Raw genomic sequence first — 16,212 nt, 5'->3', positions numbered from 1 at the left:
CGGTGCACGCAGCGCGCTCAGCGTGCCGATGCCTCTGCCAGTCCCGCACGCACCCGCCGCCACACGGTGGCCAGGCAGGCCACGCTCAGCGCCAACGCGATCCAGGTGACGGCACCGGCCCCCAGCAGGCCGCAGGCCAGGCCCAGCCCCACCACGCCGATGACGAACGCGCGGTCGCTCTTGCCCATCGGCCCGTCGTAGCGGCGGCTGGCGCCGACCATCAGCCCGAGCACGCCGGCGTATTCGGTCAGTGCGGCCAGCAGCGCAAAGATCCACAACCAATGCGCGCCCACGCCGGGCACGCCGAGCAGGCTCAAGTACAGCGCCGCATCGGCCACCACGTCGCACACTTCGTTGAGGTAGGCACCCAGTTGCGATTGCTGGCCGAACTCGCGCGCGAGCATGCCGTCGATGGCATTGAGGCCCATGCGCAGCAGCATCCACACCGGCAGCAGCAGATACAGCCAGGGCCAGCCGGCGCCGGCGTGATAGACCACCGCCGCGACCAGCAACGACACCGCCGCCGCGGTCAGCGTCACCTGGTTGGCCGTGATGCCGCCGCGGTAGAGCGCGCCCACCATGGGCCGCAGCAGCGCCTGGAAGCGTCCCTTCAGAGCATAGATCGAGGCCATACGGGAATGTTGAGTCCATTCGAGCGCTGGCGCAGCCTACAATATCGGCTGCTCCGCTTCGACATCCCCCACCGATGGCCACTGATTTGCTGCCCGTGCGCCGGGCCCTGCTCTCCGTTTCCGACAAGACCGGCCTGCTCGACCTGGCCCGCGCGCTGGTGGCGCGCAAGGTCGCGCTGCTGTCCACCGGCGGCACCGCCAAGGCGATCCGCGAGGCCGGCCTGCCGGTCCAGGACGTGGCCGATCTCACCGGTTTCCCGGAAATGATGGACGGCCGCGTCAAGACCCTGCATCCGCTGGTGCACGGCGGCCTGCTCGGCCGCGCCGGCACCGATGAAGCGGTGATGGCCGAACACGGCATCGTGCCGATCGACCTGCTGGTGCTGAACCTGTATCCGTTCGAGTCGGTCACGGTCAAGGCCGACTGCACCCTGGCCGAGGCGGTGGAGAACATCGACATCGGCGGCCCGGCGATGCTGCGCAGCGCGGCCAAGAATTTCGCCCGTGTGGCGGTGGCCACCGACCCGGCGCAATACCCCGAGCTGCTGGCCGAGCTGGAGGCCAACGACGGCCAGCTCTCGGCCGCCAAGCGCTTCGCGCTGTCGGTGGCCGCATTCAACCGCGTGGCGCAGTACGACGCGGCCATCAGCAACTACCTCTCGGCGGTGGCCGACAGCGCCGAAGCCGTGCCCACGCGCAGCCCCTTCCCGGCGCAGATCAACTCCAACTTCGTCAAGGTGATGGACCTGCGCTACGGCGAGAACCCGCATCAGGCCGGCGCGTTCTACCGCGACCTGTATCCGGTGCCGGGCACGCTGGCCACCTTCCAGCAGTTGCAGGGCAAGGAACTGAGCTACAACAACCTGGCCGATGCCGATGCGGCGTGGGAATGCGTGCGTCAGTTCGACGCGCCGGCATGCGTGATCGTCAAGCATGCAAATCCCTGTGGCGTGGCGGTGGGTGTGGCCTGCGGCGATGCCTACGAACTGGCCTATGCCACCGATCCCACCAGCGCCTTCGGTGGCATCCTGGCCTTCAATACGCCACTGGATGCGGCCACCGCCAAGGCGATCCTGGATCGCCAGTTCGTCGAAGTGCTGATCGCGCCCGACTACGAGGCCGGCGCGCTCGACTACGCCAGCAAGAAGGCCAACGTGCGCGTACTCAAGATCCCGCACGGCAACGGCTTGAACAACTACGACACCAAGCGGATCGGCTCGGGCCTGCTGATGCAGTCGGCCGACAATCGCGGCATGTCGCTGGGCGAATTGAGCGTGGTGACCCAGCGCGCACCCAGCGAGGCCGAACTGGCCGATCTGCTGTTCGCCTGGCGCGTGGCCAAGTACGTCAAGTCCAACGCGATCGTCTACGCCAAGGACAGCCGCACCATCGGCGTGGGCGCCGGGCAGATGAGCCGCGTGGTCAGCGCCAAGATCGCCGCGCTCAAGGCAGAAGAAGCCAAGCTGACGGTGGCCGGCTCGGTGATGGCTTCCGATGCGTTCTTCCCGTTCCGCGACGGCATCGACGCCGCAGCCGCAGCCGGCATCCAGGCGGTGATCCAGCCTGGCGGCTCGATGCGCGATGGCGAAGTGATCGCCGCCGCCGACGAACACGGCATCGCGATGGTGTTCACCGGCGTGCGCCATTTCCGGCACTGACGGACCGGGATTGGGGATTCGGGAGTGGGGATTGGTGGCACCGCCTCTCGCTCGCTCCGATCCGTGATCCTGCGTTGACCAATCCCTAATCCCGACTCCCAAATCCCGGTACATCCATGAAAATCCTCGTCATCGGCTCCGGCGGCCGCGAACACGCGCTGGCCTGGAAGATCGCCCAATCCGCACGCGTTGGCGAAGTGCTGGTGGCGCCGGGCAATGCCGGCACCGCCAGCGAAGCCAAATGCCGCAATGTCGCGATCAAGGTCGACGATCTGGATGGCCTGCTGGCACTGGCGCAGCGCGAGGCCGTCGCGCTCACCGTGGTCGGCCCGGAAGTGCCGCTGGTGCTGGGTGTGGTCGACCGCTTCCACGCCGCCGGCCTGCGCATCTTCGGGCCCACCGCCAAGGCGGCGCAGCTGGAAGGCAGCAAGGCCTTCGCCAAGGACTTCCTCGCCCGCCACGGCATTCCCACCGCGTATTACGCCGTGCACACCGAGGTGGATGCGGCGCTGGCGTATGTGCGCGAGAAGGGCGCACCGATCGTGGTCAAGGCCGACGGCCTGGCCGCCGGCAAGGGCGTGATCGTGGCGATGACCTTGGCCGAGGCCGAAGACGCGGTACGCGACATGCTCTCGGGCAATGCATTCGGCGATGCCGGCGCACGCGTGGTGATCGAAGAGTTCCTCGATGGCGAAGAAGCCAGCTTCATCTCCATGGTCGATGGAAAGCACGCCCTGCCGATGGCCACCAGCCAGGACCACAAGCGGGTGGGCGATGGCGACACCGGCCCCAATACCGGCGGTATGGGCGCCTACTCACCGGCCCCGGTGGTGACGCCGGAGGTGCATGCGCGGGTGATGCGCGAAGTGGTCGAGCCCACCGTGCAGGGCATGATCGCCGACGGCGTGCCGTTCACCGGATTTCTGTATGCCGGGCTGATGATTGACGCACAGGGCGCGCCCAAGGTGATCGAATTCAACGTGCGCTTCGGCGACCCGGAAACCCAGCCGGTGATGCTGCGCCTGCAGTCGGACCTGGTGGAGCTGGTTGAAGCGGCCATCGACGGCACACTCGACCGCGTGCAGGCGCAGTGGGATCGGCGCCCGTCGCTGGGTGTGGTGATCGCGGCCAGGCCGTATCCGGAAGCACCGGTGACCGGAGAGGTCATCACCGGCCTGGACGCCGTGCCGGCCAGCGCCAAGGTCTTCCACGCCGGCACCACCTTGAATGCCGACGGCCAGGTGCTCAGCGCCGGCGGCCGCGTGCTGTGTGTGGCCGCGCTCGGCGACAGCGTGCAGGACGCCCAGCGCAGCGCCTATGCCGGCCTGCAGCCGATCCACTGGCCCAACGCCTTCCACCGCAGCGACATCGGCTGGCGTGCGATCGCGCGCGAACGGCAGGCGCAGGGCTAAGCAGTGTCCTTCCCCCGCTGGCGGGGGAAGGTGCCCGAAGGGCGGATGGGGGCAAGCACGGACATCCGCTGCTTGTCGGCCGAACAGAGCAACGGCTCGCTGATGGTCACCGAGCAGGCTGTGTTCAACAGGTTGCAAAGTCGCCAAGCGCGGTAAGCGGCCATGCAGCGGGGCTGCGGCGCAATCGCGCACGCCGCTCCAGTCCGCACCCATGCCGGCTACTGACAAAGGACTAGCCCCTGTCCACACCGGCAGCGTGCGGCTGCGGCAATAATGCCGGTCACGCCTGCCCTTGCCGAGACCGTGGCCGCCACGTCCTTCGAAACCCGCCTCAGCCGCCTGTGGGCCCATGAAAAGGCCAGCTACGGCCTGCGTGTGTTCATCGCGCTGGCGGTGGCGCTGGGCGTGTGCTGGCACCGGCAGCAGCTGACCGCGGTGCCGGCGCTGTTCCTGGGCATCATCGCCAGCGCCATTGCCGAGACCGACGACAACTGGCTGGGCCGCACCAAATCGGTACTGCTGTCGTTGCTCTGCTTCGCAGCCGCCGCCGCGTCGGTCACCGTGCTGTTCCCCTACCCGCTGCCGTTCGTGATCGGCCTGGCCGTGGCGACGTTCTCGCTCACGCTGCTGGGCGCGCTGGGCGAGCGCTATGCCTCGATCGCACAGGCCACGGTGGCCTTGTCGATCTACGCCATGATCGGCATGGACCAACATGGCAGCCACGATCCGCGCATCGCCTGGCAGGGTGCGGCGTTGCTGATGATCGGCGCCGGCTGGTACGGGGTGCTGTCGATCCTGTGGACCATCCTGTTCGCCAATCGCCCGGTGCGCGAGCGGCTGTCGCGGCTGTTCTTCGAGCTAGGCCTGTATCTGCGGCGCAAGGCCGACCTGTTCGAGCCGGTGCGCCAGAGCGACCTGCATGCGCGCCGGCTGGCGCTGGCCGAACAGAACGCCCGCGTGGTGGCCGCGCTCAACGCGGCCAAGACCGCCATCATCAGCCGCTTCGGCCGCTCGGGACGGCCGGGCGTGCAATCGGGGCTGTATTTCCGGCTGTACTACATGGCGCAGGAATTCCACGAGCGCGCCAGCTCCTCGCATTACCCGTACGAAGCGCTGACCGATGCGTTCTTCCATAGCGATGTGCTGTACCGCTGCCAGCGCCTGCTCGCGCTACAGGGCAAGGCCTGCGCCGCGCTGGGCGAGGCGATCCGCCTGCGCCAGCCGTTCGACTACGGCGACAACAGCCGCCTGGCCACCGACGACCTGCGTCAGTCGTTGGACTACCTGCATGCGCGTGCCGATCCCGCGCTGACCCGCCTGCTGGGCGCACTGGAGCTGCTGGTCACCAATCTGCAGAGCATCGAACGGCGCCTGTCCGAAGCGGCGCAGTCCGATTCCACCAGCGACAACCTCGATACCCGGCTGCGCGACTCGTCCCCGCACACCTTGCGCGAAATGGCCGCGCGCCTGGGCCAGCAACTCACCCCCGGCTCGGTGCTGTTCCGGCATGGCCTGCGCATGGCCATCGCGCTGGTGGTGGGTTACGCGGTGATGCTGTCCATCCATGCCGACAACGGCTACTGGATCCTGCTCACCACCGCATTCGTGTGCCGCCCCAACTACGGCGCCACCCGGCGGCGGCTGGTGCAACGCATTGCCGGTACCCTGATCGGCCTGGTCGCCACCTGGGCGCTGATGCAGCTGTTTCCCAGCACGCAAGTGCAGCTGCTGCTCGCCCTGGTGGCCACCCTGGTGTTCTTCATCGCGCGCACCGATCGCTACATGCTGGCCACCGCCGGCATCACGGTGATGGCGCTGTTCTGCTTCAACCTGCTCGGCGATGGCTTCGTGCTGATCTGGCCGCGCCTGATCGACACCGTGATCGGCTGCGCCATCGCCGCAGCGGCCTCGTTCCTGATCCTGCCCGACTGGCAGGGCCGCCGCCTCAACCAGGTGATGGCCACGGTACTGGCCAGCTGCGCGCGTTACCTGGGCCAGGTGCTGGAGCAATATGCCAGCGGCATGCGCGACGATCTGCCGTACCGCATCGCGCGCCGCGACATGCACAACGCCGACGCCGCGCTTTCGGTGGCGCTGTCCAACATGCTGCGCGAGCCGGGCCGTTACCGGCGCAACCTGGACGCGGGCTTCCGTTTCCTGGCGCTGTCCAACACCTTGCTCGGCTACCTCTCCGCGCTGGGTGCGCACCGCGCCGCGCTCGACGGCGAACACGATGCCAGCATCGCCCGGGCCGGCGACTACCTGCAGCGCGCGCTCGGCGACCTCGCCACCGCACTGGGCCAACGCCAGCCCTTGCCGCAGCACGACGAGAGCGACGAACTGGCCATGGCCGAAGCGCTCGAACAGCACGCGCTCCAGCTGCCGCCCAAGCAACGCCTGGTGCGCGACCAGCTGGCGCTGACCCTGCGCCTGCTGCCCACTCTGCGTGACGCGGCGCTGGCCGTCACCGAGGCACCGGCCGACAACGCCGCTCCCAAGGACAGGCTTAGAGCGGCTGACAGAACGTAGCGAGCGGTCGTCAGGTGGGTGTGGACGGCGCGGAGGAACCGGAGTGTACGTGTGGTACATGAAGATTCCGAGCACCGGCCGCGCCCGCCTGGCGGCTGCGCAGTAGTTCTGTTAATCGCTCTTACTTCCAGGCGCCCCGCGACACACTGAGCGCCACCCACCCCAACGCCGCCAGCGCCAGCGCCGCGCCACCGATCACCACGCCCGTCCAGCCGGCCTGTGCATAGGCCGCCGTACTCAGGGTCGAGCCCACCGCGCCGCCGATGAAGTAACAGGTGATATAGGCCGAGGTGATGCGGTTGCGCGCCTGCGGATTGCGTTGGTAGATCACGCTCTGATTGGCGATGTGCACGCCCTGTACCGCGATATCCAGCAGCAGCACGCCCACGATCAGCAGCGCCATCGATTGCGGAGCGAACGCCAGCAGCCCCCATGACGCGAGCAGCATCAGCAGTCCGCCCCAACTGACACGGTCGCCATGGCCGCGGTCGGACCAGTGGCCGGAGCGATTGGCCGCCAGCGCGCCGGCCGCACCGATCAGGCCGAACAACCCGATCACCGCCGTACCGTAGCCGTACGCCGGCCCGGACAGCAGGAACGCCAGCGTGGTCCAGAACATGCTGAAGCCGGCAAAGATCAGCCCGCCCAGCACCGAACGCGCACGCAGCACCGCGTCGTCGCGCAGCAGCGTCAGCACCGAGCCCACCAACCGCGGGTAGGACAATCGCGCATTGCCGGGATGCCGCGGCAGCCCGCGCCACAGCAGTGCGGCAGTCAGCAGCAGCAGGCTCGAGGCGATCCAGTACACCGTCTGCCAGCCGCCAACTCCGGCCAGCAGGCCAGCCGCCGTACGTGCCAGCAAAATGCCCAGCAGCAAGCCGCTCATCACCGTGCCGATCGCCCGCCCGCGCTCGTGCGGTGCGGCCAGGGTGGCGGCGAACGGCACCAGGATCTGCGCGGCCACCGAGCTGGCGCCGGTCACGATCGTACCCACCAGCAACATGCCAAAGCTGTGCGACGCGGCACTGACCAGCAGCCCGGCCGCACTGAGCACGAACAGCCCCACGATCAGCCCACGCCGCTCCAGCCGGTCGCCCAGCGGTACCAGCAACAGCAGACCGGCCGCGTACGCCAGCTGCGCGGCAGTCACCACCGCGCCGGCGCTGCGCACCTGGATGGCGAACGCCTGCGCCAGCGTTTCCAGCAGCGGCTGCGCGTAATAGTTGCTGGCCACCGCCAGCCCGGTGGCGGCGGCCATCAGCAACACCAGGCGACGCGGCAGCGGTGGGTGGGCAGTGGACTCGGCGGTCATGGCGTTGGCCTGGAGAAGGAGTGGGCGCAGTGTGGGCAACGCGCCGGCATCTTTCCAATGTATTGTTTTCACTGTGCCCATCTTTTTTTGAGATCGCATGTTCACCCTGCGACAGCTGGAATTTGCCGTGGCCGTGGCCGAAGAAGGCGGCTTCACCGCTGCCGCCCGTCGCTGCAACACGGTGCAATCGGCACTCAGCCACCAGGTGGCCAAGATCGAGGAAGCGCTGGGCGCGCGCCTGTTCGAGCGCGGCCCGCGTCAGGTGCGCCCCACGGCGGCCGGCGAGGTGTTCCTGCATAACGCCCGCCAGACCCTGCGCGCGGCCGAGCGCCTGCATGACGAAATGGCGCAGGCCTTGGGCACGGTGCGCGGGCGGCTCACGCTGGGGCAGATCTCCTCGCTGACTACGGTGCGGGTACCGGCACTGCTGCGCCAGTTCCGCACCGCACACGCGCGCGTGGACGTGCACCTGCGTACCGCTATGAGCGAGGCCTTGCTGCACGACCTGAGCGAAGGGCGCCTGGACGTGGCCCTGGTCGGGGTCGGCCCGCAGGTCGCGCTGCCCGCACAACGCCTGCTGCTGCACGAAGAATCGCTGGCCTTGATCGTGCCTGCCGCCCACCGCTTCGCCACGCGCAAGCGGGTGGCGCTGGCCGAGCTGGACGACGAGCCGATGGCCGGGCTGGTGGCCGGCGCCGGCGTGCGCGGCATCGTCGATGGCGCCTTCGACCAGGCCGGCTTGCGGCAGCGCCAGCAGTACGAAGTGACCCATGCCGACCTGATGCGTGAGCTGGTCGCCGCCGGGCTGGCCGTGGCGATCGTGCCGCAGACCATGGCCGGCAGGATGCGCACCGTGGTGACGGTGGCGCTCAAGGAACGCTTCGTTTTCCAGACCTACGCAGTGTGGCGACCGGACCCCACGCCGGCCGCGCGCGCCTTCGTGGCCTTGCTGGGTGGAGCCGCCCCCGCCTAGCGCGTCCGCGCCGGGCAGGCACACGGTGGCGCGAGGGCCCCGCGCCCCGACGTCCAGCGCTGCCAGGCCGCTACGCAGTCGTCCGGATCTGCGCGGCGGCCGGGTAACCACGCACAGCCTCGGTAAGGCCAGCGCGGCGGGCGCACCGTCCATCCACCAGCACGCCGTGGAAGCCTGCTAGGCTGCGCGCGTTCGCAAAGGAAACTGCATGTCCGGTCACAGTCAGTTCGCCCTGCTCAGGCAGCGCCGCTTCTTGCCGTTCTTCGCCGTCCAGGCGCTGGGCGCGTTCAACGACAACGTGTATCGGCAGGCCATCATCGGCCTGCTGTTCTACCTGGGCATCGACGCGGCCCAGCGCACGCTCTACACGAATCTGGCGCCGGCGCTGTTCATCCTGCCGTACTTCCTGTTTTCCGCATTGGCCGGGCAGATCGCCGAGAAGCTGGAGAAGCAGAAGCTCATCGTGATCACCACCACGATGGAAATCGCGATCATGTCGCTGGCCGCGGTGGGCTTCATCACCGAAAACATGGTGATCCTGCTGGTGGCGCTGTTCTGCACCGGCCTGCAGTCCACCCTGTTCGGGCCGGTGAAATATTCGATCCTGCCGTCGGTGCTGAAGCCGGAAGAACTCACCGGCGGCAACGGCCTGGTCGAGATGGGCACCTCGATCTCGATCCTGTGCGGCATGATCTTCGGCGGGCTGATTTTCCAGATCGCCGGCAGCCATGGTCCGGAGGCGGCCGCCACTGCGGTGATCGTCATCGCCGTCACCGGCAATCTGGTGGCGCGGCTGGTCCCGCGCGTCGACGCCGGCGCACCGGAGCTGACCATCAACTGGAACCCCATTCCCGAATCGCGTGCCATCATGCGCCTGACCCGGCGCACGCCGGCGGTCCGCAACGCGGTGCTGGGCGTGTCGTGGTTCTGGTTCGTCGGCACCGTGCTGACCGCGCAGCTACCCACCTATGCCCAGCTCAATCTGGGCGGCCAGCAAGACCTGTACGTGTTCGCGCTGGCGCTGTTTTCGATCGGCACCGGCGTGGGTTCGCTGCTGTGCGAACGGCTGTCCGGGCGTACCGTGGAAATCGGCCTGGTGCCACTGGGCGCATTCGGCATCAGCGCCTTTCTGCTGGACTTGTACTTCGCCCGTCCCGGCGCTGCGCCGGTGAGCGATCTGTCGATCGGCCAGTTCGTGCAGCAGGCCGGCAGCGTGCGGCTGATCGTGGATCTGCTCGGCATCGGCCTGTTCACCGGTCTGTTCGTGGTGCCGTTGTTTGCGCTGATCCAGAGCCGCACGCCCAAGGCCGAGCTGTCACGCGTCATTGCCGGGCTCAACATTCAGAACGCGTTGTTCATCGTCGCCGCGGCGGTGATCGGCATCGCGCTGCAGTTGCCGCAAGTGGTGCTGTTCGGCGTGCGGATTCCGCTGCCTGGCCTGAGCATTCCGCAGGTGTTCCTGGCGCTGGCGATCGCCAACACGCTGGTGGCGCTGTGGATCTTCACCCTGGTGCCCGAGTTCCTGATGCGCTTCCTCAGCTGGGTGCTGGTGAGCGTGCTGTACCGGCTGCGCGCGCGCGACATCGATGCGCACGTGCCCGACGAGGGCGCCGCCCTGCTGGTGTGCAACCACGTCAGCTACATGGATGCGCTGATCCTGTCGGCGGTGATTCCGCGCCCGGTGCGCTTTGTCATGTACTACAAGATCTTCCGCATCCCTGTGATGCGCTGGATCTTCCGTACCGCCAAGGCCATCCCGATCGCCGGCGCACGCGAAGACCCCGCACTGATGCAGCAGGCCTTCGACCGTATCGACGCAGCGCTGGCCGACGGCGAGCTGGTCTGCATCTTCCCCGAGGGCGCCTTGACCAAGGATGGCGAGATCGCTGCGTTCAAGTCTGGTGTGGAGAAGATCCTGCAGCGGCGCCCGGTGCCGGTGGTTCCCATGGCGTTGCGCGGCATGTGGTCCAGCATGTGGAGTCGCCGCGACACCCGCCTGGGCCGCATGCGCGTGCCGCGTCGGATGCGCGCGCAGATCGGAGTGGTCGCCGGCCCCGCCATCGCCGGCGAACAGGCCAGCGCCGCGCTGCTCGAACGGCAGGTGCGCGGATTGCGCCAGGACCACCCCTGAGCCACCAGATGCGGGCTTTGCGTCCATCGCGCACCGCGAGTAGCCTGTGCGCCACTGCACGCTTTACCGCCGCGTTCGCCAAGCGGACACGGCCGGCCGCATCGAGGGGAATGTCGTTGTACTCAACATCATCGCGCCTGAGGCATCTGCCGTGATCGGCGGGTGCCGTGCATGCCAGCGGCTGGCCATCGTGCCGGCCACGGTAGCCGCGTGGATGCGCGATCGCGGCGCGCCAGGTCGACGCAGACAGGCGCCCAGCACGGCGCCGCAGCATTCGCGTCCGCAGCTGCCGGGCCTCCGATTGCCGCGTACGCACACGCCCGCCTTCGCATCAGGCCCATCCGGCCAGCGTCAGCGCACACCGCACGCACCAGCGCTGCGCCAGGCATCCGGCAACACACCCCACTCACCCATCAGTTCGCTGTTGTTTACCACCCAAGGAGCTTCACCATGAGTGCCATCCCACCGCCGATCCATCCCTCGTCCAGCGCAGCGCCCGGCCCGGTGCCGAACCACCTGATCTGGGCGATCGTCTCCACCGTGCTCGGCTTCTGCCTGTGCTGCCCGGCCCTGATCACCGGCATCGTGGCGATCGTGTTCTCCAGCAAGGTCAACGGCCTGCTCAACCAGGGCGACATCGACGGCGCACGCCGTGCCTCCAACACCGCCAAGACCTGGTGCATCGTGACCAGCGTGCTGGCCGTGATCGGCCTGCTGATCAACATCGGCATGGTCGCCACCGGCGGCATGCAGAGCTACATGGAATACATGCAGCAGTTGCAGCACATGCAGTGATGCAACTGCGTCCACGCCATTGGCTTGGACTGGGGGCGGCCACCGGCGTGGCCGCCCTCGGCGTGTCGTTGCTGTATCGCTTCGATCCGAACGCGAGCAACAGCCCGTTCCCGCCCTGCGTCTTCCGCGCCGTCACCGGCTGCTACTGTCCCGGCTGCGGCATGACCCGCGCACTGTATGCGCTGGTGCATTTCGACCTGCCCGGCGCCTTCGCGATGAACCCGGCAGCGGTCCTCGGCCTGTTCACCCTGCCCGGCCTGATCGCCTGGAAAGCCGGCTGGCGCGCGCGCTGGTTCGCCCCGGTAGTGAACCTGATGTCCGAACCGAAGTTCTGGCTATGGGCATTGCCTACCTACTGGATCGCACGCAATCTGCCGTGGTTTCCGTTTACGTTGCTGGCGCCGGGATAACCAGCAGTCATACACGAGCGATAAACTCTGCGTGGATGAACAACTTGCGACCTAAGTTTTTTTGAGCACCAAAATACTTGACAGCATCGAGCAATATTCTAGATGACGTAATTCGATTTAGTTTTTATATTATTAACTAATATATTAATGGAGACGCAATTGGATCTTGGAACGATTGAGAACGTCAGCCTCAAAAATCTATGGCCAGGTGAAGCCACTCACTTCACACCATGGCTCTCACAGAATTTAGAGGTTCTTGGCAAAAAGCTTGGAATGGACCTCCAGCTGGAATCAACGGAAACGTCGGTCGGCGATTTTTCAGCCGACATCATCGCGAGAGACCTATCCAGCAGTAAATTAATTGTGATCGAAAATCAATTTGGCGCAACAGATCACAAACACTTGGGGCAACTGATTACCTATGCCTCCTATTTAGGCGCTGGCGTAGTGGTCTGGATCGCAGAATCTATTCGCGCGGAACACAAGGCTGCGATGGATTTCCTAAATCTCAACCTCAAAGAAAGTTTGAGCCTGTACGCAATCGAGGCATCTGCAATTCGCATCAACGACTCCAAACCCGCTTTTATATTATCAATCGTATCCAGACCGAACGAAGCCAGCATCAGCGGAAACGATACAGCGCAAAGCACATCGGAAACGCAGGAGCGATACCGCACTTACTTTCAAACACTTATCGACGAACTGCGAGACAATCACAAGTTTACAAATGCTCGTTCTGGGCAACCCCAAAATTGGTATACATTCGCATCGGCAAATTCCAAGGTCTATAAATTTGGCACAAGTTTCACCACCGGCGGAAAGGTTCGAGTTGAAATTTACATAGACTGCGGTGACAAACTAAAAAACGAAGATCTGTTTGACAGAATTTTTTTAGAAAAGGAGAAAATTCAAAGTCAAATTAGACATGAACTTAGCTGGGAACGTCTCGACAACCGTAGAGCTTGCAGAATCGCTGTTTATCGAGATGGGGACATCGACGCAGAAACTGAAGTCCTTAACGAGATTCGTGAGTGGGCAATCCAGCAGCTACTGAAGTTCAAAGAGGTGTTTCCTGCCTTTGTACAGCAGGCGCTTGGATGATCTTGCACTCACCGTAGTGGTGAGATCCTGCAGTGCGGTTCACCCTACCGCACCCACCCCGCAATCACCAGCAACGCCAGTACCACCATCCAAAGCAGCAGCACGCGCCACACCAGGCTCATCGCATCGCGCACTTCCGGCAGGCGGCGCCAGACCGGGACCAAGCCCGAATCGGTGTAGTCGTGGGCTTCATCGCGCAGTTCGGCACTGACGCTGGCACGCGCCACCGCGCCCAGGAAATGCGGCTCCAGCGTCCAGCGGTTTCCGTGCGCTTCGCGCCAGGCCCGGAACACCGTGTCGAAATTGCCCACCAGCGCCATCGACACCGTGATCAGCTGCGCCACCGGCCATTCCAGCACCGCCAGCAACCAACGCGCACCAGCCAGATTGCGTGGCGGCAGCAGCACCGACAGCGGGCTTTCCACCGCCAGGGCGGTCAGGCGGTACAGCACCGCGCCGAACGGCCCCAGCAACAGGAACCACCACAGCACCGCGAACCAGCGGCGCAGACCGTTGACCACCACAGCCTCCACCAGCGAGGGCGCGTCCTCGTGCACGCTGCCACCGGCCGCCTGCAGATGCGAAATCGCCTCGCGTCGCGTACCGGGCTCGTCGGCGTCGATCACCGCCTCGACATCGCGATCCAGATCGCGCGGCCCCCAGGTCCAGGCCAGCACCGCCACGCCGAACAGCAGCGACAGGAAGCCATGCCACACATCGTCCAGCGCCCATTGCAGCAGCACGACCACGAACAGCACCGGCAGCAGGGCCAGCAGCACGCCGTAGCGGCCCTGCCACGCGCCGCGTCCGGCGGCATGGCTGTCCAGCCGGCGCAGCCAGCGCGCGAACCATTCGAAACGCCGTAGACGGGCGACCTGCGCCGGCACCAGATGACCCAACGCAAGGGCGACGACGACAGCAACCAGGGTCGTGAACATGGGGTTCCTCCTCAGCGGAGTCTAGCCGAGCGGACCCAACCCCACTGCAACGGCCGCACGAACGTCGGATGCGCCGAGGCGGCAGGCGCGCCTGCCACGGCCCAGCCGCGGTCGCCGCCAGGACGCCGGCACTCAGCCATGGCTGCGATACCAATGCTCGATCAGCGCCCGCGCGATCGAAATGGCCGGCGGCAACCCGATGCCGTCTTCACCGCCGCGGCCTTCCAGCGCGGCGCCGATCTCGTCATGGCCTACCCAACGCGCATCCTCCAGCTCGCCGGTCACCTGCGGTACCTCGCTGGCCGCCGCCTGCGCCGTGAAGCCCAGCATCAACGCTCCCGGAAACGGCCACGGCTGCGCGCCCAGATAGCGGCAGTGCTGGATCCGCACGCGGGTTTCCTCATGCACTTCGCGCGCCACGGTCTGCTCCAGCGATTCGCCCGGTTCGACGAAGCCGGCGATCACCGAATAGCGTCGCGGCGCCCAACTGGCCTGGCGGCCCAGCAGCAGCCGCTGCCCGTCGCTGACCGCCACGATGATGGCCGGATCCACGCGCGGGTAGTGTTCGGTCTGGCACTGCGTGCAATGCGCGATGAAGCCGGCGCGGCGGAACACGATCGCACCGCCGCAGACGCCGCAGTAACGCGTACGTGCCTGCCAATGCAGCATCGCCCGCGCGAACGACACCGCAGTGGCGATGTCTGCCGGCCATTGCGCCGCCGCCTGGCGCAGGTCCACCCGTTGCGGCGCCTTCAGATCGAGTGGGTCGGCCGACAGGCAGAACCAGCCCTGACCATCGCGCAGCCCCAGGAAGATCGCCGCCTCCGGGCTGTCGGCAAGCGCGGCGCCCTGCAGCAACAGCGGCTGCCCCTGCGCATCGGCCAGGGCGGTGCCCTTGGCATCGATCAACAGCACATGGCCCTGCGCCCACAGCTGCGCCAGGGCAGCCGGGTCGTCACGCAGCGCATCGCCGCGATCCAGCGGCGCGTGGGTGAAGGCGAAACCGGACAACGGAAGAGTGGAGTCTGACATCGGCGCAAGCCTGCCGATAATCGGCGACACCCGCAACCATGCCGCGCACGGTCGTCGCAGAATCCAGGTTGCACGTTCAGACGCTGAGGCGATGGCTGCGAGCGATCAGTACAATGCAAGCGGTTGCGGACATTGCGGCCCTACTGCGCGCTGTTACTGCGGCGCGTACCCAGCCAACGCAAGCGTCCATCAGCGCAGCGCAGGCGGTTGCTGGCAGCGCGGCCCTGCCACAGTGCGCTTGTGCAGCGGCACCCAGCCAGCCGCCGCAAGCACACAGCAGCCAGCAGTTCTCCCGAGTGAACTCCGCCGCTGGATCACTCACCACCGTAGACGCTTGCTACATACGTCCACGCCAGCACGCGTCATGCCTTACACGCTGAAGCTGCTCCCGCAGCCGCAGGTGGTCTTGGCATTGGGGTTGCGGATCACGAACTGCGCACCGGTCAGGCTTTCGGTGTAGTCCACCTCGGCGCCCATCAGGTACTGCAGGCTGAGCGGGTCGACCAGCAACGTCACCCCGTCGGTGGCCACGGCCAGATCGTCGTCGGCGCGGTTCTCGTCGAACTCGAACCCATACTGGAACCCCGAACACCCGCCTCCCTGGATGTACACACGCAAGGCCAGGTCGGCGTTGCCTTCCTCCTGGATCAGCTCGCGTACCTTGGCGGCGGCGGCACCAGAAAAGTTCAACGGCCGGTCGATGGACTGGTAGTCCGGCGCCGGAGCGGCAGTGGGAAGCGAAACGAGCGTACTCATGCCGCCAGCATGGGGGCCGGACGGCGCCACTTCAAGCCGGATGTGTCGGCCACGCGGTCGCGCTTCAGCCGCAGCGCGGCTCAGGCGTCGGCAGTTTCGGGCTGCGCGGCCTTGGCCGGCTCGGCGCGATGGCCTTCCGGTGCCGGCAGCGCCGCGGTGGCGCCTGCGGCGGCGGCATGGATCAGACACCCGGTGAGCTGCGCGCCGGCGCTCATTTCCACCACCTGATAGTGCACATTGCCCTGCACGCGCGCATTGGCGGCCAGTTCGACCCGCTCGGCTGCATGCACATCGCCGGTCAGCTGGCCATTGATGATCACCACCGGCGCACGCACTTCGCCCTCGATGCTGCCCTGCTCGGCCACCGTCAGGGTGGCGCTGGCGCCGTCCTCGGCAATCACCTTGCCCAGGATGCGACCTTCCACGTACAGGCCGCCGCTGAACGTCAGGTCGCCGCGGATGACCACCTGCGGCCCGATCAAGGTGTCGACCACGGTCTGCGCACCGCGGCTGGACTTGTTTCCGAACATGAG

General features: G+C 66.6%; 13 protein-coding genes, 1 other RNA gene and 1 pseudogene. 8 read left to right on the top strand and 7 right to left on the bottom strand.

Annotated features, from left to right (window positions below; all coding sequences use genetic code 11):
• Positions 1 to 17: 17 nt before the first annotated feature.
• On the bottom strand, positions 18 to 632 hold the full coding sequence (locus tag LL962_RS14855; RefSeq protein WP_228317462.1) for a CDP-alcohol phosphatidyltransferase family protein: 615 nt from the start codon (positions 630 to 632) through the stop codon (positions 18 to 20).
• A 74-nt stretch (positions 633 to 706) separates the two neighbouring features.
• Between LL962_RS14855 and purH the strand changes: the two genes are divergently transcribed.
• The 3 genes and pseudogenes from purH to yccS form a co-directional block, all read left to right on the top strand.
• Complete coding sequence (gene purH / locus LL962_RS14850; protein ID WP_104586042.1) at positions 707 to 2,290, top strand: bifunctional phosphoribosylaminoimidazolecarboxamide formyltransferase/IMP cyclohydrolase; 1,584 nt, start codon at positions 707 to 709, stop codon at positions 2,288 to 2,290.
• Between the two features lie 116 nt (positions 2,291 to 2,406).
• Positions 2,407 to 3,702 carry a phosphoribosylamine--glycine ligase gene (gene purD / locus LL962_RS14845; protein WP_228317461.1) on the top strand — a complete coding sequence of 432 codons (1,296 nt, stop codon included), beginning with the start codon at positions 2,407 to 2,409 and terminating at the stop codon, positions 3,700 to 3,702.
• A 303-nt stretch (positions 3,703 to 4,005) separates the two neighbouring features.
• A pseudogene (yccS, locus tag LL962_RS14840) lies at positions 4,006 to 6,189 on the top strand (YccS family putative transporter); the annotation flags it as partial.
• 26 nt (positions 6,190 to 6,215) lie between these two features.
• On the opposite strand, the gene LL962_RS14835 reads toward yccS, so the two are convergent.
• Positions 6,216 to 6,291, bottom strand: a non-coding RNA gene (locus LL962_RS14835) — sX9 sRNA.
• Positions 6,292 to 6,352: 61 nt separating this feature from the next.
• Positions 6,353 to 7,543: an MFS transporter gene (locus LL962_RS14830; RefSeq protein WP_228317460.1), complete on the bottom strand. Its 1,191-nt coding sequence runs from the start codon at positions 7,541 to 7,543 to the stop codon at positions 6,353 to 6,355.
• Positions 7,544 to 7,640: 97 nt separating this feature from the next.
• On the opposite strand from LL962_RS14830, the gene LL962_RS14825 reads away from it, so the two are divergent.
• From LL962_RS14825 to LL962_RS14805, 5 genes are all read left to right on the top strand, one after another.
• Positions 7,641 to 8,516: a LysR family transcriptional regulator gene (locus LL962_RS14825; protein WP_104586049.1), complete on the top strand. Its 876-nt coding sequence runs from the start codon at positions 7,641 to 7,643 to the stop codon at positions 8,514 to 8,516.
• A gap of 208 nt (positions 8,517 to 8,724) precedes the next feature.
• Complete coding sequence (locus LL962_RS14820) at positions 8,725 to 10,647, top strand: MFS transporter (RefSeq protein WP_228317459.1); 1,923 nt, start codon at positions 8,725 to 8,727, stop codon at positions 10,645 to 10,647.
• A 450-nt stretch (positions 10,648 to 11,097) separates the two neighbouring features.
• A complete protein-coding gene (locus tag LL962_RS14815; RefSeq protein ID WP_104541665.1) occupies positions 11,098 to 11,442 on the top strand; it encodes a CD225/dispanin family protein in 345 nt (114 codons plus the stop codon).
• Complete coding sequence (locus LL962_RS14810) at positions 11,442 to 11,852, top strand: DUF2752 domain-containing protein (RefSeq protein ID WP_228317458.1); 411 nt, start codon at positions 11,442 to 11,444, stop codon at positions 11,850 to 11,852. The genes LL962_RS14815 and LL962_RS14810 overlap by 1 nt, the downstream gene beginning before the upstream one ends.
• A 147-nt stretch (positions 11,853 to 11,999) precedes the next feature.
• Complete coding sequence (locus LL962_RS14805) at positions 12,000 to 12,953, top strand: DUF4268 domain-containing protein (protein ID WP_228317457.1); 954 nt, start codon at positions 12,000 to 12,002, stop codon at positions 12,951 to 12,953.
• A 44-nt stretch (positions 12,954 to 12,997) separates the two neighbouring features.
• On the opposite strand, the gene LL962_RS14800 is transcribed toward LL962_RS14805, so the two are convergent.
• The 4 genes from LL962_RS14800 to LL962_RS14785 form a co-directional block, all read right to left on the bottom strand.
• Entirely contained in the window at positions 12,998 to 13,891 is an 894-nt protein-coding gene (locus tag LL962_RS14800) for a cobalamin biosynthesis protein (protein ID WP_228317456.1), read from the bottom strand.
• 132 nt (positions 13,892 to 14,023) lie between these two features.
• On the bottom strand, positions 14,024 to 14,923 hold the full coding sequence (gene nudC / locus LL962_RS14795) for an NAD(+) diphosphatase (protein ID WP_228317455.1): 900 nt from the start codon (positions 14,921 to 14,923) through the stop codon (positions 14,024 to 14,026).
• 369 nt (positions 14,924 to 15,292) lie between these two features.
• Complete coding sequence (gene erpA, locus LL962_RS14790; RefSeq protein ID WP_228317454.1) at positions 15,293 to 15,679, bottom strand: iron-sulfur cluster insertion protein ErpA; 387 nt, start codon at positions 15,677 to 15,679, stop codon at positions 15,293 to 15,295.
• An 80-nt stretch (positions 15,680 to 15,759) separates the two neighbouring features.
• Positions 15,760 to 16,209 carry a bactofilin family protein gene (locus LL962_RS14785; RefSeq protein WP_228317453.1) on the bottom strand — a complete coding sequence of 150 codons (450 nt, stop codon included), beginning with the start codon at positions 16,207 to 16,209 and terminating at the stop codon, positions 15,760 to 15,762.
• Positions 16,210 to 16,212 lie beyond the last annotated feature (3 nt).

Origin of the sequence: Xanthomonas sp. NCPPB 1067, from assembly GCF_020783795.1 — a bacterium.
In the GTDB taxonomy this organism is placed as follows: domain Bacteria; phylum Pseudomonadota; class Gammaproteobacteria; order Xanthomonadales; family Xanthomonadaceae; genus Xanthomonas; species Xanthomonas melonis.
The sequence above is the reverse complement of the archived record's forward strand: the minus strand, read 5'-3'. Positions and strand labels throughout refer to the sequence as shown.

Coding starts and splice junctions, on each gene's coding strand:
- LL962_RS14825 (WP_104586049.1), top strand. CDS start 7,641: ATGTTCACCCTGCGACAGCTGGAATTTGCCGTGGCCGTGGCCGAAGAA.
- nudC (WP_228317455.1), bottom strand. CDS start 14,923: ATGTCAGACTCCACTCTTCCGTTGTCCGGTTTCGCCTTCACCCACGCG.
- LL962_RS14805 (WP_228317457.1), top strand. CDS start 12,000: ATGGAGACGCAATTGGATCTTGGAACGATTGAGAACGTCAGCCTCAAA.
- LL962_RS14815 (WP_104541665.1), top strand. CDS start 11,098: ATGAGTGCCATCCCACCGCCGATCCATCCCTCGTCCAGCGCAGCGCCC.
- LL962_RS14820 (WP_228317459.1), top strand. CDS start 8,725: ATGTCCGGTCACAGTCAGTTCGCCCTGCTCAGGCAGCGCCGCTTCTTG.
- LL962_RS14810 (WP_228317458.1), top strand. CDS start 11,442: ATGCAACTGCGTCCACGCCATTGGCTTGGACTGGGGGCGGCCACCGGC.
- purH (WP_104586042.1), top strand. CDS start 707: ATGGCCACTGATTTGCTGCCCGTGCGCCGGGCCCTGCTCTCCGTTTCC.
- LL962_RS14800 (WP_228317456.1), bottom strand. CDS start 13,891: ATGTTCACGACCCTGGTTGCTGTCGTCGTCGCCCTTGCGTTGGGTCAT.
- LL962_RS14830 (WP_228317460.1), bottom strand. CDS start 7,543: ATGACCGCCGAGTCCACTGCCCACCCACCGCTGCCGCGTCGCCTGGTG.
- erpA (WP_228317454.1), bottom strand. CDS start 15,679: ATGAGTACGCTCGTTTCGCTTCCCACTGCCGCTCCGGCGCCGGACTAC.
- LL962_RS14855 (WP_228317462.1), bottom strand. CDS start 632: ATGGCCTCGATCTATGCTCTGAAGGGACGCTTCCAGGCGCTGCTGCGG.
- purD (WP_228317461.1), top strand. CDS start 2,407: ATGAAAATCCTCGTCATCGGCTCCGGCGGCCGCGAACACGCGCTGGCC.
- LL962_RS14785 (WP_228317453.1), bottom strand. CDS start 16,209: ATGTTCGGAAACAAGTCCAGCCGCGGTGCGCAGACCGTGGTCGACACC.